At 61.3% G+C, this 21126-nt stretch carries 17 protein-coding genes; 8 read left to right on the top strand and 9 right to left on the bottom strand.

What is annotated here, in order from left to right; all coding sequences use genetic code 11:
• Positions 1-183 precede the first annotated feature (183 nt).
• Complete coding sequence (locus tag AC56DI_RS03955; protein ID WP_324520093.1) at positions 184-1251, top strand: phosphotransferase family protein; 1068 nt, start codon at positions 184-186, stop codon at positions 1249-1251.
• 39 nt (positions 1252-1290) lie between these two features.
• The gene (locus tag AC56DI_RS03950) at positions 1291-2058 is read left to right on the top strand and encodes an SDR family oxidoreductase (protein ID WP_496345026.1); all 768 of its coding nucleotides are present in this window, start codon (positions 1291-1293) and stop codon (positions 2056-2058) included.
• A 56-nt stretch (positions 2059-2114) separates the two neighbouring features.
• Here the strand turns inward: AC56DI_RS03950 and AC56DI_RS03945 are convergent, their stop codons facing one another.
• Positions 2115-2765: a hypothetical protein gene (locus AC56DI_RS03945; RefSeq protein ID WP_496345025.1), complete on the bottom strand. Its 651-nt coding sequence runs from the start codon at positions 2763-2765 to the stop codon at positions 2115-2117.
• Between the two features lie 99 nt (positions 2766-2864).
• Between AC56DI_RS03945 and AC56DI_RS03940 the strand changes: the two genes are divergently transcribed.
• Entirely contained in the window at positions 2865-3650 is a 786-nt protein-coding gene (locus AC56DI_RS03940; protein WP_496345024.1) for a TSUP family transporter, read from the top strand.
• On the opposite strand, the gene nudC is transcribed toward AC56DI_RS03940, so the two are convergent.
• The 7 genes from nudC to AC56DI_RS03905 form a co-directional block, all read right to left on the bottom strand.
• Positions 3618-4448 (bottom strand): NAD(+) diphosphatase, encoded by an 831-nt coding sequence (gene nudC, locus AC56DI_RS03935; protein ID WP_496345023.1) that lies wholly within the window; start codon positions 4446-4448, stop codon positions 3618-3620. The genes AC56DI_RS03940 and nudC overlap by 33 nt on opposite strands.
• Positions 4445-6142: a FimL-related protein gene (locus AC56DI_RS03930; protein ID WP_496345022.1), complete on the bottom strand. Its 1698-nt coding sequence runs from the start codon at positions 6140-6142 to the stop codon at positions 4445-4447. Before AC56DI_RS03930 ends, nudC begins: the two co-directional genes overlap by 4 nt.
• Positions 6143-6512: 370 nt before the next feature.
• Positions 6513-7877, bottom strand: coding sequence for an amino acid permease (locus AC56DI_RS03925; RefSeq protein WP_496345021.1), 1365 nt, complete (start codon positions 7875-7877; stop codon positions 6513-6515).
• An 18-nt stretch (positions 7878-7895) separates the two neighbouring features.
• A complete protein-coding gene (locus AC56DI_RS03920; RefSeq protein ID WP_496345020.1) occupies positions 7896-10151 on the bottom strand; it encodes an Orn/Lys/Arg family decarboxylase in 2256 nt (751 codons plus the stop codon).
• A 127-nt stretch (positions 10152-10278) separates the two neighbouring features.
• On the bottom strand, positions 10279-11025 hold the full coding sequence (dnaQ, locus tag AC56DI_RS03915) for a DNA polymerase III subunit epsilon (RefSeq protein WP_496345019.1): 747 nt from the start codon (positions 11023-11025) through the stop codon (positions 10279-10281).
• Between the two features lie 8 nt (positions 11026-11033).
• The gene (gene rnhA, locus AC56DI_RS03910; RefSeq protein ID WP_324520082.1) at positions 11034-11477 is read right to left on the bottom strand and encodes a ribonuclease HI; all 444 of its coding nucleotides are present in this window, start codon (positions 11475-11477) and stop codon (positions 11034-11036) included.
• Positions 11478-11489: 12 nt separating this feature from the next.
• Positions 11490-12245 carry a class I SAM-dependent methyltransferase gene (locus tag AC56DI_RS03905; RefSeq protein WP_496345018.1) on the bottom strand — a complete coding sequence of 252 codons (756 nt, stop codon included), beginning with the start codon at positions 12243-12245 and terminating at the stop codon, positions 11490-11492.
• 65 nt (positions 12246-12310) lie between these two features.
• On the opposite strand from AC56DI_RS03905, the gene gloB reads away from it, so the two are divergent.
• Positions 12311-13087 (top strand): hydroxyacylglutathione hydrolase, encoded by a 777-nt coding sequence (gene gloB, locus AC56DI_RS03900; RefSeq protein WP_496345017.1) that lies wholly within the window; start codon positions 12311-12313, stop codon positions 13085-13087.
• Between the two features lie 98 nt (positions 13088-13185).
• On the top strand, positions 13186-14793 hold the full coding sequence (locus AC56DI_RS03895) for a LysM peptidoglycan-binding domain-containing protein (protein WP_496345016.1): 1608 nt from the start codon (positions 13186-13188) through the stop codon (positions 14791-14793).
• Here AC56DI_RS03895 and AC56DI_RS03890 read toward each other — a convergent pair whose 3' ends face one another.
• Positions 14794-16239 (bottom strand): HDOD domain-containing protein, encoded by a 1446-nt coding sequence (locus tag AC56DI_RS03890; RefSeq protein WP_496345015.1) that lies wholly within the window; start codon positions 16237-16239, stop codon positions 14794-14796. It abuts the gene before it with no gap.
• A 145-nt stretch (positions 16240-16384) separates the two neighbouring features.
• Between AC56DI_RS03890 and AC56DI_RS03885 the strand changes: the two genes are divergently transcribed.
• Genes AC56DI_RS03885 through AC56DI_RS03875 form a run of 3 tightly spaced genes read left to right on the top strand, consistent with a single transcriptional unit; the run spans position 16385 to position 21124 of the window.
• Positions 16385-18211, top strand: coding sequence for an extracellular solute-binding protein (locus tag AC56DI_RS03885; RefSeq protein WP_496345256.1), 1827 nt, complete (start codon positions 16385-16387; stop codon positions 18209-18211).
• Positions 18208-20049, top strand: a complete 1842-nt coding sequence (locus AC56DI_RS03880; protein ID WP_496345014.1) for an extracellular solute-binding protein — start codon at positions 18208-18210, stop codon at positions 20047-20049. The genes AC56DI_RS03885 and AC56DI_RS03880 overlap by 4 nt, the downstream gene beginning before the upstream one ends.
• A 1-nt stretch (position 20050) precedes the next feature.
• A complete protein-coding gene (locus AC56DI_RS03875; RefSeq protein WP_496345013.1) occupies positions 20051-21124 on the top strand; it encodes a microcin C ABC transporter permease YejB in 1074 nt (357 codons plus the stop codon).
• Positions 21125-21126 lie beyond the last annotated feature (2 nt).

The raw sequence follows: 21126 nt of genomic DNA, 5'->3' as shown, positions 1-21126 counted from the left end.
AAAAACCGGGGTCTTCGGACTCCGGTTTTTTTTCGCCTGAACAATCCTGGCATTCAGAATCAGGCCAGCTGATTGGGCGGCAACACGCTCGCCAATAAGAGCCCATGCGACTTGTGAGACGCCCCTAGCAGCATTAGATTAAACAATAATCTCGAGCCCCCATCATAAGTAGAAGGGATAAGCATGGCGCTTAATGATCAATCCACCCGTATCCGCGACGGCGAAGAGCTCGACGCCGCGATCATCGACAGCTACCTCAAGGCCCATATTCCTGGCCTGAGTGGTGAGCCACAGATCAGCCAGTTCCCAGGCGGGGCATCGAACCTCACCTACCTGCTGGAATACCCGCAGCAGGAATTCGTTCTGCGCCGGCCGCCGTTTGGCCATAAGGCCAAATCTGCCCATGACATGGGCCGCGAATACCGCATTCTCAACCAGCTCAACGCCGGTTTCCCCTACTGCCCGAAAGCCTATGTGCACTGCACCGACGAGTCGGTGATTGGCTCCGAGTTCTATGTCATGGAGCGCGTCAACGGCATCATCCTGCGCGCTGACCTGCCGGCCGAGCTGAACTTCAGCCCGGAGCAGACCACCCAACTGTGCAAAAGCTTTATCGACAAGCTGGTTGAGCTGCACAACGTCGATTACCAGGCCTGCGGCCTCGGCGACTTGGGCAAACCAGAAGGCTACGTGGCCCGCCAGATCAGCGGCTGGAGCGATCGTTACGAGAAAGCCCTGACCCCCGATGCGCCGCTGTGGACCGAGGTCAAGGCCTGGCTGAACGAGAAGATGCCAGCGGACCACCCCAAGTCGGCCATCGTGCACAACGACTACCGCTTCGATAACGTGATCCTCGATCCGCGCGACCCACAACGCATCATCGGTGTGCTGGACTGGGAGCTGACCACCCTTGGCGACCCGCTCATGGACCTGGGCAACACCCTGGCCTATTGGATCGAAGCTGGCGACCCAGCACCGGTACAGCTGATGCGCCGCCAGCCGAGCAATGCACCTGGCATGCTTACCCGTCAGCAGTTTGCCGACTACTACGCCGAGCGCGCGGGCATCGAAATCAAAAGCATCGACTTCTACTACACCTACGGCCTGTTCCGCCTGGCCGGCATCGTGCAACAGATTTACTACCGCTTCTTCCATGGCCAGACCCAGGACAAGCGCTTTGCTCAGTTCGTGCAGATGAACAAACTGCTGGAGCAAATGAGCCTGCAGGTCATCAAGAAATCCAGCCTCTGAGGCTCGCCGCTTAAGGCTCACGTTTAAGGAGAGAGTTGCATGTCCAAGACCAACCTGTTCGACCTCGATGGCAAGATCGCCTTCGTTTCTGGCGCCAGCCGCGGCATCGGCGAAGCCATCGCCAAACTGCTGGCCCAGCAAGGCGCCCACGTAATTGTCTCCAGCCGCAAGATCGAAGGCTGCCAGGCCGTTGCTGACGCGATCATTGCCGAAGGCGGCAAGTCCACGGCGATTGCCTGCCACATCGGCGAAATGGAGCAGATCCAGAGCGTGTTCGCGCAGATTCGCGAACAGTTCGGTCGCCTCGACATCCTGGTCAACAATGCGGCCACTAACCCGCAATTCTGCAACGTACTGGACACCGACCTGTCGGCCTTCCAGAAGACCGTTGACGTCAACATCCGCGGCTACTACTTCATGTCCATCGAAGGCGGCAAGCTGATGAAGGAAAGTGGCGGTGGCAGCATCATCAACGTCGCCTCGATCAATGGCGTAACCCCAGGCGAGTTCCAGGGCATCTACTCGGTGACCAAAGCTGCCGTGATCAGCATGACCAAGGTTTTTGCCAAGGAATGCGCGCAGTTCAACATCCGTTGTAACGCCCTGCTGCCTGGCCTGACCGACACCAAGTTCGCCTCAGCCCTGACCAAGAACGACAGCATCCTGAAGATTGCCTTGCAGCGTATCCCGCTCAAGCGCGTCGCCGACCCGAGCGAAATGGCTGGCGCGGTGCTGTACCTGGCCAGCGAAGCCTCCAGCTACACCACCGGTATCTCGCTGAATGTCGACGGCGGCTTCTTGTCGTAAGCATTCATCTGCATAAAAAAGGGGAGCCACTGGCTCCCCTTTTTTATGCAGAACAACTACTGCCAGTCTTTCAACGCCTGGTCGGCAGCCTGGGTCATGGGCTGCGCCAGCAGGCCCGCCGGCGTCAGGCTGACGGAGTACACCGCGCCATCGGCCATCGGCAGGTAGGTGACACGCCGCGCCTGGGCATCCAGCAGAAACAGGTCATGCTGACCCGCCCGCAGCCAGCGCCACAGGTCGATGCCATAGGGACTCGCGCTCAACGCAACGCGGGTGAACTGAGCCACATCCTGCTGCTCAATGGCGAGAAAACGCCCGGACACCTGCTCCAGCCGGTAGCCTGGCTGCAGCCCTATAAGCCCCGCCAGCCCTTTCCAGTGCAGCAAGCGCGCGTCCAGCTGCCAGAGGTCACCCTCCAGGGTAATCAGCCGCTCCTCGCCACCCTGCAGCAGACTGACCTGGTAACGCTGTGGCCCCAGCGCTTGAAAGCTCAGGGTTACCAGCGGCTTACCCTCAGGCAACGGTTGGTAACTGCGCACATCATTGGCTACCAAGGCAATCAAACCGGCCAGCGCCAGCAGCAGCAAACCGGCGGTGCCGCGCAACCAGCCCAGCAGCCAATCACTGCGCCACAGGATACGGGCCGCTATCAGCAATGCCAGGAGCGCCAGCAGGGCAACCCCTACAGCCAGGCCGTCATACTGCATAGATCCAATTCCTTGTGGGTAAATTAGCCGGCATTATGCGCAACTCCTTTTGCTGCGGCCAAGCACGGCGGCGCACAAACGCACACAGGTCGACTTTTTATGCCGTTTCCCTTTGAGTTGGCCGTAGATCCAAGCCTTTTGGCGATATTAGCCTTTGTGGCTTTTGTTGCCGGTTTTATCGATGCCATTGCCGGCGGCGGTGGCCTGCTGACAATCCCGGCCCTGCTCACTGCCGGCTTGCCGCCCCACTTGGTATTGGGCACCAACAAGCTGTGCGCCACCTTTGGCGCAGCCACCGCCAGTTATACCTTCTATCGCCGCCAACTGTTCAACCCAGCCCTGTGGCGCAACGGCTTGCTGGGCACCGCGATTGGCGCATTGTTGGGCGCCAGCCTGGCCCATTGGCTGCCCGCCGCCTGGCTGAACCAGATGCTGCCCGTCGTGGTTTTTGCCTGCGGTCTGTACCTGCTGTTCAGTGGCCCACCGCGTGTCGCCCCAGCAGTGGTGGCGGCCATTCCCCGTGGCCGGCAGTGGCCGCAAGGCCTGGCGCTGGGCTTTTACGATGGGGTGGCCGGCCCCGGCACCGGTGCCTTCTGGACCGTCAGCAATATGCTGCTCTACCCGCTCGACCTGCTGCGCGCCAGCGGCGTGGCCCGCAGCATGAACTTCGTCAGCAACGCCATGGCCCTGACCGTGTTTATCGTCCATGGCCAGGTGGCCTGGCTGCTGGGTATCTGCATGGGTCTGGCGTTGATGGCCGGTGCGTTTTTCGGCGCACGCACCGCGATCAAGGGCGGCAATCGCTTTATCCGCCCGGTGTTCATTCTGGTGGTGTTGGCCCTGACCGCGCGACTAGCCTGGCAGCATTGGTTCGGCATGGCCTAGGCGGCGCGCCAGATAGAGGTCGATCAGGTAACGAGAGATAGAACGCGGTGGTGGCAGGCTCGGCAGGTTATCCAGACTGAACCAGCGGGCGTCTTCGATTTCCTCTTCTTGCAGGACAATATCGCCACCGGCGTATTCGGCATGGAAACCGAGCATCAGCGAGTGCGGGAACGGCCAGCCCTGGCTGGTCAGATATTGCAGGTTGCACACCTGCACGCCCACTTCTTCGTGCACCTCACGGCGCACGCAGTCCTCGACCGACTCACCTGCTTCGACAAAGCCGGCCAGGGTGCTGTAGACGCCACTGGCAAAGCGCGTCGAACGAGCCAGCAGGACTTCATCACCACGGGTCACCAACACAATCATGCTCGGCGACAGGCGCGGATAATGTTGCAGCGCGCAGGCCGGGCAATGCATCGCGCGCTCGCCGGCAATGTGCTGCATGGGCGCACCGCAACTTCCGCAAAAGCGGTGCTGCCGCGCCCAGGTGCCGATCTGGCTGGCATAGCCGAGCATCTTGAAGGTGTCGCTGTCGCCGTGCAGCATGAACTGTCGCAGGCCCTGCCATGCACAGCCGTCGAGGGCGACGGGCTGGTGCAGTTCCAGCAGGTAGACCGCATCGGCACCGAAATGGCCAAGGCCATGTTCAGCCAGAATCGGCAGGTCTTGGCGCTTCAGCCACTCACGGGGAAACAGCACGCCGTTGGTGTCACCAAGAAACTGCTGCTGGCAGTGCACCAACGCCCACCCACCGGGTTGGCGCGCATCCAGCCAGGCCGGCTGCCAGCGACTGCTCATGCCGGATTGAGCGCCACAGGTGGCAGCACAACACCCAGCGCTCGCACGCTCTCGGCCGCCAGATCGAGCACGCTCGGCTGGGTTTCCGGACGCAGCACGGCGCCGCCTTCCAGGTAGTATTCAAGACTGGTCAGGGCATCAGCCAGGGTTTCCAGCATCTGCTCAGAGGGCATCTGCTGGCTTTCCAGCATTTGTTTGTCGATGTAGTCCGCGCAGGCACCTACCAACTGCGCCGCCCGTGGCTGATCGAGGAACCACAAACCACCCCGAACGGCCTGCAAAGTAAACGGCACATTGGCCAGGTGCAGCTTGTCGCCGCTGGATTCGAGGTAGGCCGTGATCGCCCGCTTGGCCATGGCCAAGCCACCCAGCGCCTCATCGATAACCACAATGCGTGCTTCATTAAGCTGGTGATTGGCAAACGACATGGCCTCGTCACCCGGCTGGGCCACCGGCGGACGGCTGTCGTAACGCGCGCCGCGGTCCAGGCTGGCGACCATGCTTTCCACATACAACACGGCGTCCGCCAGCTTGAGCAATTGCTCAGGCTGCACCGGCGCCTGGTCAATCCAGCCAGTTACCACGGGCAACTGCGCCTGCAGCGCATTGCCGGCCGAGGTCAGGCCAACCATGCTGAGAGTTTTTGCCAACTTGCCCAACAGGGCATGCAAATTGGCCAAGCCATCCGCACTGACGGTGCCACGCTCAATCAGGTCCAGTTGGTCCTTGAGGCTACTGAGCTCCTCACGGATCGCCGAGGACAGCGAGCGCATAACCGCCTGGCCTGGGCCGGCCAAACGCTGATAGGACTCTTCCAGCAAGTGATCGGTAAACGGCAGCGGCGTAAGACTGAACAGCTCGCGCACCTGGGACGCACGCGGACCGCGCGTATCAGCCAGGGCCACCAGATACAGCAACTCCTTGAGCAAGTGGCGTGGTGCTTCATAGTTAGCATTCAGCAACAGTTGCTTGAGTTCCCGATCCAGGCGCCCAAATAGCGCCTTGCGGGCCTTGCGCGGCAACAGCTGACCGTCGGCCTGGGCCTCCAGCGCAGCGGCAGCCACCCAGCACAGGCGCGCACGCGGGTCGTTGCCCAACAGGCCGTCAAGACGGCTGATGGCGCGCGACATCAGCTTCAGGCTGGCGGCAATATTCTGTTCGCGGATAAAACCAAGCAAACCGACCTGGTACATCTGCCGCAGGCGCTTGACCTCGGCGTTCCAGGCTTCGCCGCTGAGGCTCGACGCCGCAGTGGCAGGACGTGCCTGATCAATGCGCACGCTGAAGAAGAAGCTTTCCGGGAGAACCGGCTGGGAGCCCGCCTGGCGCAGGTCATTGATGGCCGGCAGCAGCAATTCCGGCACTTCCTGACGGTGAGCGTCGACAATTTCCAGGTAGCGGCGCAGCACATGCAAGGCATTGCTGACGGCCGACAACTGGCCATCGCGCTCACTGCCAGCGCCGGTGGGGATATCGGTGGCCTGTTGCAGCACCTCTTGAGCCAGCAACTCGGCACCTGCCAGCTCGATCAGCTTGAGGGTTCCGCGCACTTGCTGAAGGTTTTCGACTGCCTGCTGCAGCAAGCTGCCGTTCTCGCGCTCGGCAATAAAATGCTCAAGGCTCAGCTCGGCTTCATCCATGGTGGCGAACAACTCATCGCGCACCAAACTGAGGGATGTGGCTCCAGTAACCATTGGCCTAGTACGCCTCCCGCGCGGGGTCGTGCAGCAGTTGGCAGAGGTCAATTGCGAGCGCCTTAAGGCCGCGGGCAAACAGCTGAGCACGGCTCACACATACGCCAAGAGGGCGAAACAGTGAAGCCCATGGGGAGCAATCCCGGAAGACGTTGGTGGCGGACACAGCAGGCTTCCTCAGCAGAACTCTCTGCAGAAAATAGCGCCAAAGCGCATAGATCTTGTTATCTACAAAACCGCTCAACTATAACAAGCGTGAGGTAAATGTCGATGCTGGCCACTGTGATGCAGGGCACGGGTTCACGCTTCGAGCAGTTATTTCAATACTAGCTTTAACTGCTTGATCTGCTTGAAGTCGCCGCGGCTTGCTTTACTCACCCAACGCCCCTGCCTGCAAGGCTCTCGCCTCCCCCTGCACACGGTTGCGCCACTGCCGCCAGGTGTAGAGGGGGATGCCTGCCATCAGCACCAGAAAGCCCCAGAAAATCGCCTGCTCGCCTGTGCCATACAACGCCCACATTGAGTAGATAAAGCCCAGCAACGCAATCGCCACCAAGGGTTTGCGCTCGCGCGGTTTGAAAGCATTCGGCTTGACCGCCAGCAGCTGCAGCAAGGCAGCCGTACAGAAGGCATAGGGCACCACCCCGGCCATGGTGCCGAGCAAAATGATCACCTGAAACACATCAACCAGCTCACCGCGGCCATCGATCAGCACCAGCAACGACACCAGCACCGCCGAGACCCACAAGCCATTAGCGGGCACATTGTGCTTGTTACAGGTAGCCAGTGCCTCCGGCAGCAAACCGTCACGGGCCGCCGCCATGGGAATCTGCCCTTGCAGCAGCACCCAGCCGTTCAAGGCACCCAGGCAGGCGACCACCGCGCCACCGGCCACCAAGTAGTAGCCCCAATCGCCCAGCAGCACCTGGGCCGCATCGGCAAAAGGGGCTGACGAACGCATCAGCACCTCAGGTGGCAAAACGCCCTGCACCGCCGTGATCGACAGGATGTACACCGCTGCCGCCACCAAGGTGCCAAAAATCGTGGCGCGCGGAATGGTGCGCTTGGGGTCGCGCACATGCTCGGCCGGCACCGTGGCAGATTCCAGGCCGATAAAGGCCCAGAGGGTCAGTGCCGCCGTGGTGGCAATCGCCTGGGCGTAGCCGCCGCCGGGCAAATCCTGGGGTTCAGGAATGCGCAGGTATTCGGGATGAAACGACCACCAGCCGAGGACGCCGATCAGCACCAACGGGATCAACTTGAGCAGGGTCAGCAGATTTTGCACCACACCAAAGGCGCCAATGCCGCGCAGATTGATCAGGGTGCACAGCCAGATCGCGCCGATGGCCGTGGCCACCATCAGCAGTGGGTCCTTGAGGGCCGGAATAAACACCTGCAAGTAGCCCACCAGCGTCACGGCAATGGCCGCATTGCCGATCCAGGCGGCCTTCCAGTAGGTCCAGGCACACAGGTAGCCGGCAAAGCTGCCAAAACCGTCACGGGTGTAAGCGTAGGGTCCACCAGCAGCGGGATTGAGGCGCGCCAGGCGGGCAAAAGTCAGGGCCAGCAGCACCGCACCGACACTGGAAATCAGCCAGCCCACCAGACTCAGGCCGCCGAAAGCCGCCAGGCTGGCCGGCAACAGAAATACCCCGGAGCCGACCATATTGCCGACCACCAGGGCCGAGCAGGTCCAGAAACCCATACTTCCTTTCTGCCCTGCTGCCTGGGTCATGCGCTCACTCCGACTGAATTACTCCTTGATACAGTCGACTGTATAGCAGCGTCCATCCGGGCTGTCTTGATGCTGTAGCCCGTGAACGTCGGAATCGAAGCCAGGGAAGCTGCGATCAAAGGTGCGAGCGAACTCCAGGTAATCGATGATTGAGCGCGTTGCCGGGGTAAAACGTTCGCCCGGCATGATCAACGGAATGCCCGGTGGATAAGGCACCAGCATTACCGCGGCAATACGCCCTTGCAGCTCGGCCACCGGCACCGCCTCAATTTCACGACGCACCAGCTTGTCGTAAGCATCGGCCGGCTTCATGGCGATTTCCGGCAGCACCGTGTACATGCGCATCATCGCCTTGGCCGTGGCGTTGTCGCGGTAGCAGCTGTGCAGCTGGTCGCACAAATCACGCAGGCCCATGCCGGCGTAGCGACTACCGCCCGCAGCAGCAATCGACGGCAAGGATTGGCTCAGGGCCACGTTGCCATCGTAGGAACGTTTGAACTCCAGCAACTCGGTCAGCAGAGTGCTCCACTTGCCTTTGGTAATGCCCATGGAGAACAGCACCAGGAAGGAATACAGGCCGGTTTTCTCCACCACCAGGCCGCGCTCCCAGAGGAACTTGCTGACCACCGCAGCGGGAATCCCGGTCGCGCCGAGCACGCCATCGGCGGTCAAACCCGGCGTCGCCAGGGTGACCTTGATCGGGTCGAGCAACACATAGTCATCGGCCACATCGCCGAAACCATGCCAGTCGGCATTCGGCTGCAACTGCCAGTCACTGCTGGCCACCTGCTCAACGCCTTCGGCACCCGGCGGCTGCCAGATGCTAAACCACCAATCGCTGGCCGGCAGGTTCTGACGCAGGTTAGCCAGGGCCCGGCGGAAGCTCAGGGCTTCGTCGAAGGTTTCCTGAATCAGCGAACGCCCGGCCGGGCCTTCCATCATCGCAGAGGCCACATCCAGCGAAGCGATGATGCCGTACTGGGGTGAAGTGGAGATGTGCATCATGAACGCATCGTTGAAGCGGTCGCGATCCAGCTGGCGCTCGCCGCCGTCCTGCACATGGATCATCGACGCCTGGCTGAATGCCGCCAGCATCTTGTGCGTCGAGTGCGTGCTGAACACCAGCGGCGCACCCTCCTCGCGGGTGGTGCCCATGCCAAAACGGCCGGTATAGAACTCGTGAAACGCCGCATAGGCGAACCAGGCCTCATCGAAGTGCATGACCTCGACGCTGCCCGCCAGGGTTTGCTTGATCAGCTCGGCGTTGTAGCACAGGCCGTCGTAGGTAGAGTTGGTCACCACGGCCAGCTTGACCTTGGGCTCACGGCCACGGGCCAGGGGGCTGGCGTCGATCTTGGCCTGGATCGACTCGCGGCTGAATTCCGACAGCGGAATCGGCCCGATGATGCCCAGCTCGTTACGTGTCGGGCACAGGTACAGCGGAATCGCGCCGGTCATGATGATCGAATGCAGAATCGACTTGTGGCAGTTGCGGTCCACCAGCACCAGGTCGTCACGGGCCACCATTGAGTGCCAGACGATCTTGTTCGCGGTCGAGGTGCCGTTGATCACGAAGAAGGTGTGGTCGGCGCCAAAGTTGCGCGCGGCACGCTCTTCGGCTGCGGCCAAGGGCCCGGTGTGATCGAGCAGTGAACCCAGCTCCGGCACCGACACCGACAGGTCGGAGCGCAGGGTGTTCTCGCCGAAAAACTGGTGAAACGCCTGACCTACCGGGCTCTTGCGATAGGCCACGCCACCGCCATGACCAGGCGTGTGCCAGGAATAGTTGGATTCGGCAGTGTGCTGTACCAGCGCCTTGAAAAACGGTGGCAGCAAGCCATCCAGGTAATTGCGCGCGGCGCGCGCCACCTGCCGGGCGAGAAAGGCCACGGTGTCTTCGTACAAATAAAGAATGCCGCGCAGGTGGTTGAGGTCATGCATGGCCTCCACCGGCGCATTCTCGATGGTCACCTGCTCACCCAAGGCGAAGATCGGCAGATCGGGAGCGCGAACCCGCGCCACCCGGATCAGTTCGACCATGTCTTGCATCAGGTGGCGGTTTTCTCCCGCCCCTTCGGCGGCAACCAGAATGCAGGAGAGGCCGTGGTGGGTGGAGGCGACGATGCGCCCCTCGGCGGAGCTGGCACTGGACAGAATGGTGAAGCCATCCAGTTCCAGTTCGCGGGCAATGGCCCGCACGCGATCACCGGCGACCGTGTCGGCCTTGATGTCACGGTGCACGATAAGGACGGGGAATTTTAGGTCTTTATACATTGTGGCGTCCTGAGGCGGGCAGCTAGGCGCTGCTTGTCGCCTCAGGTTAGAGACTCACCGGAAGCGGCGAAACCCCTCAAGCGTCAGACTGTACGAAAAGGTCGCGCACGAATAAATCGTCAGACGCTCACTCCTGCGGCGCAGACTGCTCCAACTGAGTCCACAGCGCCGCACCACCGGCGGCCTTGCCAATCACGCCGAGGCGCACAGCGTGCTCGGCCAACTCACTTTCGCTGGCGCGTACCACCCGAGTTGGCGCCCGCTCAGCGGGCAAACGGCGAATCTCACTGGCCTGGCTGCCACCCGTGGCGCCCTCACCGTCTGAAGCATTACCGGCCAGCGACAGACTGGTCTGGCCGCCGGTCATGTTCAGGTAAACGTCGGCGAGAATCTCGGCATCGAGCAAGGCGCCGTGCAGCTCACGGCCGGAGTTGTCGACGCCATAACGCTTGCACAGGGCATCCAGGTTGTTGCGCTGCCCAGGGTGACGCTCACGCGCCATCATCAGGGTGTCGAGTACCGAACAGTGCTCGGTGAGATCGGCGCGATCCTGCTGACCGAGCAAGGCGAACTCGTTGTTGAGAAAGCCGATATCAAACGCCGCGTTATGGATGATCAGTTGGGCGTCTTTGACGAACTCAAAGAACTCATCGGCGATCTCGCGAAAACGCGGCTTGCCTTCCAGGGCCTCATTGGTGATGCCGTGAACAGCGATGGCGCCTTCATCGATATCGCGATCCGGCTGCAGATAGACGTGAAAATGCCGGCCAGTGAGGCGCCGGCCCATCAGCTCGACGCAACCGATCTCAATGATGCGGTGGCCGTCGGTGACCGGCATGCCGGTGGTTTCGGTATCGAGTACTACGCTGCGCATAAAAAGTCCTACCGCGTTTTCAATTCATCAACGCCACGATTGGCCAACTGGTCGGCGCGCTCGTTGCCTGGGTGACCGGTATGGCCGCGCACCCACTGCCAGGTGATCTGATGCCGATTAACCTGCTCATCCAGCTGCTGCCAAAGGTCGACATTCTTTACCGGCTGCTTGGCGGCGGTTTTCCAGCCGCGCTTTTTCCAGTTGGGCATCCATTCCTGAATGCCCTGCATCACGTACTGGGAGTCGGTCACCAGGCGCACCTGGCATTCGCGCTTGAGTTCGGCCAGGGCACGGATCGCCGCGGTCAACTCCATACGGTTATTGGTGGTCTCGCGCTCGCCACCCCAGAGTTCTTTCTCTACGCCCTTGAAAATCATCAAGGCGCCCCAGCCCCCGGGGCCAGGATTACCTTTACAGGCGCCGTCGGTGTAAATCTCAACCTGTTCGCTCATGACTGCTCTTAATTAGGGTTCCGCGTCGCGTCGACTGACTTTGGCCACCGGCATGGGCAGCAATTTGCCCATGCTGGCGCGCGGCGCCTGACGCAAGGGCCGCAAACCCACCACGAGTTTGCGCGCCACTAATAAATAGAAGCCGCCGCCAGGCATTTGCCAAGCATTGCCCAGGGGTTCCAGGCCGGCCAAACGGGATTGCCAGCGGTTCGCGGCAAGCGGCGGACGATAGCACCCGAAGCGGCGTTTCTCCAGCGCGAAGCCCAGCAGGTGCAGCCAGTCGCTGACCCGCGCCGGGGCAATGCAGCGGGCCTGACGCAAGGCATCGCGGGCCAGCAGGTGACGCAATCCCCAGGCGCTCCAGGGGTTGATGCCCACAATCAGCAAATGGCCGCCCGGACGCACGCTGCGTGCGGCTTCACGCAGCAAGCCGTGGGGCGACAGGCTGAAGTCGAGGCCGTGCTGCAGCACCACCACGTCGGCGGCATGCTCACCCAAAGGCCAGGCCTGCTCTTCGCAGGCAATTTCCACCCCGCTAAAGGGGGCGCCCACGCGCACGGTGCGCTGGATCTGCGCCGCCACCGGTACATCAACACCCGGCCCGTAATGGACCAGATAACCGCCAAAAAAACGCGCCAGCTCGGCCTCCAGCAGCGGTCGCTGCTGCGCCAAGAGCAGCTCGCCCAATGGGCCGCCCAGCCACTGGCGGGCCTGGCCCTGCAAATCCAGCCAATCGGGGTCAGCCTGGGCAAACGCCTGTTCAATCATTGCCGTCTCCTGAGCGGGAACTACCGCTAAGATGCACCACAACTTTCAGCTTAGCGAACCCCGTGATGATACTGATCGAAGCCCTGCCAGCCTTCACCGACAATTATCTCTGGTTGTTACAAGACCCCGCCAGCCAGCGCTGCGCGGTGGTCGATCCAGGCGATGCTGCGCCGGTACTGGCCTGGCTCAGTGCCCATCCAGGTTGGCAACTGAGCGATATCCTGATCACCCACCACCACCCCGACCACGTCGGAGGTGTGTTGCAGTTAAAAGCCCAGAGTGGCGCGCGGGTTGTGGGCCCGGCGCGAGAAACCATCCCTGGCCGCGATGTGGCACTCAAGGATGGCGATACTGTTCAAGTGCTCGGCCTGGACTTGCAGGTTATCGACGTGCCTGGCCACACCCTCGGTCATATCGCTTATTACCAGGCAGCAACCGAGCCCCGACTGTTCTGTGGCGACACCCTGTTTGCCGGCGGCTGCGGGCGTATTTTCGAGGGCACCCCGGCGCAGATGCACGAATCGCTGCAACGCCTCGCCGCCCTGCCGGACAACACCCTGATCTACTGCACCCACGAATACACCCTGAGCAACCTGCGCTTTGCCCAGGCGGTCGAACCGCATAACCCGGCGGTTGCCGAACGCCTGGCCGGCGTTGTTGCCCTGCGCGCCGCCGGCCACATCAGCCTGCCTTCGACTCTGGCACTTGAACACGCGACCAATCCTTTCCTGCGCGTCAGCGAACCTGCGGTGAGGCAACAAGCCGAAGCCCATGACCAATGCAAGCACGCCGATGCGCTGGCCGTGTTCACCAGCCTGCGCAGCTGGAAAAACACCTTCTGAACCACGCCTGCAATCGGCCCAAACCGCTGAAAACTTGACCCCCCGGGGGTGGGTTCCTAGAATCGCGCAACCTTTTCGCCAGGATGCCTCCCCCACTAATGTCCTCATCGACTCGCAAGACCTCCGAGCTAGAGACATTGGTGCGCAACTGGCGACCGCTGCTCCTGGTGGCTGCCATGACACTCAGCGGCTGCCAGGTGCACGACACCCGTGATACCGACAGCGCCGCCGAAGACGCCCGTAACGCCGCCCGCAACCGTCCGGTTGAATGGATAGCCCCCGCCCTGCCGCAGCGCCCTGATGATGTCTGGGAGCGCATCCGCGAGGGCTTTCAGTTACAGGGTGAAATTGGCGTCAACCCGCGCATTGAACGCCAGCGCCTGTGGTACGCCAGCCGTCCGGCGGTGATCGAAAGCGCGGGCAAGCGCAGCAGCCCTTACCTGCACTTTGTGGTCGAGCGCCTGGACGAGCGCGACATGCCGATGGAGCTGGCACTGCTGCCGATCATCGAAAGCTCCTACAACCCGCTGGCCTATTCGCGCAGCCACGCGGCGGGGTTGTGGCAGTTCATCCCATCCACCGGTCGCAACTTTAATCTGCGCCAGACCAACTGGTACGACGGCCGCCGCGACATCATGGCCTCGACCAATGCGGCAATGAACTACCTCACCCGCCTGCACGACATGTTCAATGGCGACTGGCTGCTGGCCCTCGCCGCCTACAACGCCGGCGAAGGTACCGTCAGCCGCGCCATTGAGCGCAACCAAAAATTGGGCCTACCCACCGACTACTGGAACCTGCCGCTGCCCAAGGAAACTCAGGAGTACGTGCCCAAGCTACTGGCCGTGGCGCAGATCGTCACCAGCCCGCAGGCCTATGGCGTCGACCTCAATCCGATTGCCAACGAACCCTACTTTGAAGTGGTCGCGTTCAAACCGCGCATGGACCTGTCCAGCATCGCCGAAATGGCCGAGGTCGATGAAGACGAGCTGTTCCAGCTCAACCCCGCGTTCAAAAAAGGCGTGACCATTGACGGCCCCCAACACCTGTTGGTGCCCAGCGAAAAAGCCGAACGCCTGGCCGCCAACCTGTTGTTGATGAAGCCGCAAAAACAGGTGCAGTGGCAGCAATACACGGTGCGCAAAGGCGATAACCTGGCCAGCATTGCCAAGCGCCATAACCTGTCAGTTAAAGACATCACCGACCTCAACCAACTGCGCCACCACAAATTGCGCACCGGCCAGGTACTGAGTCTCAGCACGCAGGTCCAGAGCGCCAGTAGCAATCCACGCTACAAGGAGCAAAGCCCAGTCGTCAGCGCGCCGGCCAAACGCTACAAAGTGAAAAGTGGCGACAACCTGTGGTCGATTGCCAAGCAACAGAAGGTCGCGGTCAAGGATCTGCAGCGCTGGAACCAGCTGCGCGGCAACAACCTGAAGCTTGGCCAGGAGCTGCTGTTGCAAGCACCGAAAAATCAGGCCGCCGTGCTGGCCAGCAAGAGCCTGAGCAACAAGAACAGCAAAATCATCACCAGTAAGGCCACAGGCCGCGAAGCGGTGACCTACTACAAAGTGCAGAAAGGCGACTCGCTCTACCTGATTGCCAAGCGCTTCAAGGTAGATCTAGCACAGTTGAAGCGCTGGAACCCGAAGGCCACAAGCGCCCTGAAACTCGGCCAGACCCTGACGGTAAAAAAAGCACCCTGATCATTTGCGCTGGCTGATGGCATCCAGGCAACGCCCCGTCAGCTCGGCAAAGCGTTTGAAGGCCACAAACTGCTCATGCTTGAGGGCTCGCCCAGAAAGCCTGGCATCGGCATACAGCACGCCGATCTCGCGTTTGCCGGCCAGCAGGGGCGCAACAAAGAACATCCCCAGCCCCAGGCTTTGACGCATCGCCGCCGTTACCAAATCATTGAGGTTGTAACTGGCCGGCACGCCCATCCACAACGCCTCTTTATGCCGCAGCACATAACTGAACACCGTCTGTTCGTTGTGCTCACCCACCGGCAATTCAAAGTCACTGACCCAGGCCTGCGTACCCTCACCCACTGCCCGCTTGACCCGAAACTTGCTCTGCCCGTCGGCCAGCACCGCGAGCATCACCCGCTCCAGCCCGACGCCTTGATGCAGCCCTTTTAGCAGCGTGTCGAGGATCAAGCCCACATCGGCGCGGCTCGACAGCATCAGCCCAAGGTCCTGCAGCGCTTGCTGCATGATCGGTAGATTGGGCTGCAACAATCGCGCGCGGCGCTGTTCACGCTGAAAGGCAATTTGCTCGGGATCGGTGTTGGGAATCAACTGACAAAGCTTGCTGGCACCAAAGGTGGCAGCCACTTTGACCGTCTCGTCGGCACTGGCCAACACCTGCTGCAAGGCTTCCTCCGCCGTAATGCCGGTGAACTTGGCCAACTGCAGGACCAGATCGTCCATTTCTGGCGAATCCCAGCCATCCAGCGCCACTTCGCTGATGCGCATACCCAATTGCACCGCATAAGCCGCCGGGCTTTTGGGGCTGGCGGGCACATGGGCCAGACTGGCCACGGGCCCGAGATTCCAGTGTTTCACCAGCCCTTGGGTCAACTGTTCAAAACTGGTGCCCAGCACCTTGCGCACAGCGGCAGCGGGATCAACACCCGGCTCTGCCAAAGCATCATCCAGCTCATCGGCCTGGGCGCCACCACAGCCCCAAAACGCCAGCTCACCGATGTGATGCAACAAGGCCGCGATAAACACTTCTTCCTGATGCTTGCTCAGCACGTAACCGGCAATGTTGCGCGCCTGCACGGCGGCATGAAACGAGCGCGCCAACAACTCAGGCAACTGATAGCGCGGCCCGCGGCTCAACAGACCATCGATGAGGCTGACCGACAGACTGATCAGGCGAATGCTTTCAAAACCGATCAGCACGATGGCGCGGGAAATGGTGCGAATATCCTCACACGCCGGGTTGTAGTAACTGCTGTTGGCGACCCGCAGCACCTTGGAGGTCAGAGACGCATCGCGCAGCAGCACTGACGCCAGCTCTTGCACCGAACTGTTCTCGCTTTCAGCCAGTTGCTGCATATCGGTGACGACCGCGGCCAACGCCGGCAGCTCCGAATCATTCAGCCGGTCAATCCAAGCCTGTGCACCGTAGCAATGCTCTTCCAAGTGACACCCCGTGAGCGATTTCTTCCATTGTAGTCAAAATGATGGCACGGCCACTCTAAAAGCCAGTCTTTTTCCTGTCGATACAAGCTGTTACTGTAAGGTTCAAGAAGCCGAAAAGCCTGCCATGGATCGGATTTTGCGCCTGATGCGTGCCCTCCTGTTGCTCACCTGCCTGACCATGAGCGTGTGCTCCTTCGCCAACCTGCGCGAAAGTCATGGCTATGCCCAATTCGGTGAACTCAAGTACCCCGCCAGCTTTACCCACTTTGCCTGGGTCAACCCTGACGCCCCCAAGGGCGGCAGCGTACGGGTCATGGCCTTTGGCACCTTCGACACCCTCAACCCCTACACCTTCAAGGGCAGCAGCCCGTCGTCGACGCCCAATTTCGCTCAGTACGGCATCAGTGAACTGAACGAACCGCTGATGGCCGGCAGTGGCCAATACGACCCGTCCGGTGACGAGCCGTCCTCCAGCTACGGCCTGATTGCCCGCTCCGTCGAGTACAGCGAAGACCGCAGTTGGGTGGTGTTCAATCTGCGCCCCGAAGCCACCTTTCACGACGGCATGCCGATCACCGCTTATGACGTGGCCTTCTCCTACCGGTTACTGGTCAAACAAGGCCATCCGCAGTACCGCACCAACCTGCAGGACGTTAAGCGGGTCGACATCCTTGGCCGCCATCGCATCCGCTTTGTGCTCAAGCAGGCCAATAACCCGCTGTTGATCCTGCACCTGGGCGAACTGCCAGTGCTGCCGCAGCATTACTGGAAGCACCGCGACTTCAAAGCCACCACCTACACCCCGCCGCTGGGCAGCGGGCCGTACCGCATCACCCAGGTGGTACCTGGCCGGCGCCTGGTGTTTGAGCGGGTGAAGAACTGGTGGGGCGAAAAGCTGCCCGTCAACCGCGGCAAGTACAACTTCAACCGGGTCGACGTCGAGTTCTACCGCGACAGCAACGTCGCCTTCGAAGCATTTAAAGCCGGGGAGTTCGACTTCTATATCGAGCATCAGGCGAAAAACTGGGCCAACGGCTACAAGTTCCCGGACGTCAAACGGGGCGAAGTGATCCGCGCCGAAATCCCCCACCAGATTCCGGCGCAAACCCAGGCGCTGATGATGAACGCCCGCCGCCCGCTGTTTGCCCAGCGCAAGGTGCGCGAGGCCATGGGCCTATTGTTCGACTTCGAGTGGACCAACCGCACGCTGTTCAACAATGCCTATATCCGCGCCAGCAGCTATTACCCCAACAGCGAGTTCTCCGCCACCGGCAAGCCGGAAGGGAACGAGTGGCTGCTGCTCTCGCCTTACAGGCGGCAACTGCCAGCCAAGCTGTTCACGCAGGTATTTAGCGTGCCGCAAACAGCCGGCGCCGGTATCCCGCGGGAGACACTGCGTCGGGCCCTGCAGTTGCTCGAGCAGGCCGGCTGGACGCTGTCTGGTCAACGCCTGGTGAATGCCCGTGGCGAGCCACTGCAATTTGAAATTTTGCTGGTCAACCCGAACCTAGAGCGCATCTTCCAGCCCTACGCGGAAAACCTCGCGCGCATTGGCATCAGCGTCAGTCTGCGCACCGTCGACCGTGCCCAGTACAAGCAACGCCTGGATCAATACGACTACGACATGATCCTCGCCACCCTGCCGCAAACCCTGAGCCCCGGCCTGGAGCAGCGCCTGTACTTCCACTCCAGCCAGGTGAAAATCAAGGGTGGCAAGAACTACGCGGGCATCGCCCACCCGGTGGTCGATGCCCTGCTGGATAAACTACTGGCCGCCCACAGCCGTGACGAACAGGTGGCCGTAACCCGCGCCCTCGACCGCACCTTGTTGTGGCAGCACTACAGCATTCCGAACTGGTACCTGAACAACCACCGGATCGCCTACCGCAACCGGTTCAGCTTCGTCAGCACCCCGCCCTACACTCTCGGCCTGCGGGCCTGGTGGCTCACTCCTGCGGAGAACAAACCATGACCCCGATCCTGCGCACGCTGCTGGCCAGCGCCGGCAGCGCCCTGTTGCTGAGCCTCAGCAGCCTGAGCCTGGCTGCTGGGCAACACGCCTTGACCCTGTATGGCGAGCCGGCCAAGTACCCGGTCAATTTCAAGCACTTTGACTTTGTGAACCCGGATGCCCCCAAAGGCGGCGAACTGCGCCAGTCTGGCTTTGGCGGGTTTGACAGCCTCAACCCGTTTATCAACAAAGGCGTGGCCGCCGATGACATCGGCCTGATCTACGACACCCTGACCCGCCACAGCCTCGATGAGCCCTTCACCGAATACGGTTTGCTGGCTGAGAAAATCGAAGTGGCGCCGGACCACAGCTGGGTGCGCTTTTACCTGCGCCCGCAGGCACGTTTCCACGATGGCCAGGCCGTCACCGCCGCCGACGTGGTCTTCACCTTCGACGCGCTGATGAAAGACGGCGCCCCGCAGTACAAGGCCTACTACGCCGACGTAGCCAAAGCCACCGCCGAAGATACACAGCGCGTGCGCTTCGACTTCAAGCGCAGCAACAACCGTGAACTGCCGCTGATTCTTGGCCAACTCCCGGTACTGCCGAAACACTGGTGGAGTAACCGCGAATTCAACAAGGGCAACCTGGAAATGCCCCTGGGTAGCGGCCCCTACAAGGTGGCGGATGTGGCCGCCGGGCGTAGCATTCGCTACGAGCGGGTCAAGGACTACTGGGGCAACGACCTGGCGGTCAACCGCGGCTTCTATAACTTCGACAGCATCCTGATCGACTACTACCGCGACACCACCGTGGCCCTTGAAGCACTTAAAGCCGGGCAGTTTGACTATTGGCTGGAAATCAGCGCGAAGAACTGGGCCAGCGCCTATGACGTACCGGCGGTCAAAGACGGACGCCTGCGTAAAGAAGAGATCGCCAACCACAACCCCACCGGCATGCAAGGCTTTGTCTTTAACATCCGCCGGCCCTTGTTTCAGGACCCACGCGTGCGCGAAGCCCTGGGGCTGCTGTTCGATTTTGAGTGGACCAACAAGCAGCTGTTCAACGGCGCCTACACCCGTACCCGCAGCTACTTTGAAAACTCCGAACTGGCCGCCAGCGGCCTGCCGAGCAGCGAGGAACTGAAAATTCTTGAACCGCTGCGCGCCAAACTCGACCCCAAGGTCTTCAACAGCGCCTTTGAAGTACCGCGCAGCGACGCCAGCGGCATCATCCGCGAGCAGCAGCGCCGCGCTTATCAACTGCTACAGGAAGCCGGCTGGAAGATCGTCGACGACAAGATGGTCGACGCCGACGGCAAGCCCGTCAGCCTCGAGTTTTTGCTCGCCCAGACCGATTTCGAACGGGTCCTGCTGCCGTATAAACGCAACCTCGCCGACCTCGGTATCGAGCTGGTGATTCGCCGGGTCGATGTGTCCCAGTACATCAACCGCCTGCGCTCACGCGACTTCGACATGATCGTCGGCGGCTTCGGCCAATCCAGCTCGCCCGGCAATGAGCAGCGCGAGTACTGGCACTCCTCCAGCGCCGACAACCCCGGCAGCCGCAACTTTATCGGCCTCAAGGACCCGGCCGTCGACAGCCTGGTCGAGGGCCTGATCAATGCCGACTCACGGCAGAGCCTGGTCGCCCACACCCGCGCCCTCGACCGTGTGCTGCTGGCCGGCCATTACGTGATCCCCAACTGGCACATCAAGACCTGGCGCGTGGCCTACTGGGACCGCCTGCAGCACCCCGAGGCAACCCCGCTCTACGACGTCGGCCTGATGACCTGGTGGGCCAAGCCAGAACTTGCCCAACCAAGCCCGACGACCGCGGCTAGCGGCACGGAGCAATAAGATGCTGGCGTATATCTTTCGACGGCTGCTGCTGATCATTCCCACCCTGTTTGGCATCTTGCTGATCAACTTCCTGATCATCCAGGCCGCCCCCGGCGGCCCGGTGGAACAGATGATCGCCAAGCTGGAAGGCTTCGACGGTGCCACCAGCCGCATCGCCGGCGGCGGTGCCGAGGTCTCGGTGGCGGGCTCCAACTACCGCGGTGCCCAGGGCCTGGACCCGGAACTGGTAGGCGAAATCGAGCGCATGTACGGCTTCGACAAGCCGGCCCACGAACGCTTCTGGATCATGCTGGTCAACTACCTGCACCTGGACTTTGGTGAAAGCTTCTTCCGTGACGCCAAGGTCACCGACCTGATCATCGAGAAGATGCCGGTGTCCATCTCCCTTGGGCTGTGGAGCACCCTGATCATGTACCTGGTGTCGATCCCTCTGGGGATCGCCAAGGCCACGCGACACGGCAGCAGCTTCGATATCTGGACCAGCTCGGCGATCATCGTCGGCTACGCCATTCCGGCGTTCCTGTTTGCCATTCTGCTGATCGTGGTGTTTGCCGGCGGCAGCTATTTCGACTGGTTCCCCTTACGTGGCCTGACCTCGAACAACTTCGACGAGCTCAGCCTGTTCGAGCAGATCAAAGACTACTTCTGGCACCTGGCCCTGCCCGTCACCGCTCTGGTGATCGGCAACTTCGCCACCCTGACCTTCCTGACCAAGAACAGCTTTCTCGACGAGATCAACAAGCAGTACGTGGTCACCGCCCGCGCCAAGGGTCTGGGCGAAACCCGCGTGCTCTACGGGCACATCTTCCGCAACGCCATGCTGCTGGTAATCGCCGGCTTTCCCTCGGCGCTGATCGGCATTTTCTTTACCGGCTCGCTGTTGATCGAGGTGATCTTCTCCCTCGACGGCCTGGGCTTGCTGAGTTTCGAAGCCGCGATTAACCGCGACTACCCCGTGGTGTTCGGCACCCTGTTTATCTTCACCTTACTGGGCCTGGTGGTGAAATTGATCGGCGACATCACCTACACCTTGGTCGATCCTCGTATCGACTTTGAAAGCCGGGAGGGTTGATA

This window comes from Pseudomonas sp. BGA-UO-ETr-WB11, assembly GCF_059567785.1.
This window is presented reverse-complemented; position numbering and strand designations above follow the sequence as displayed.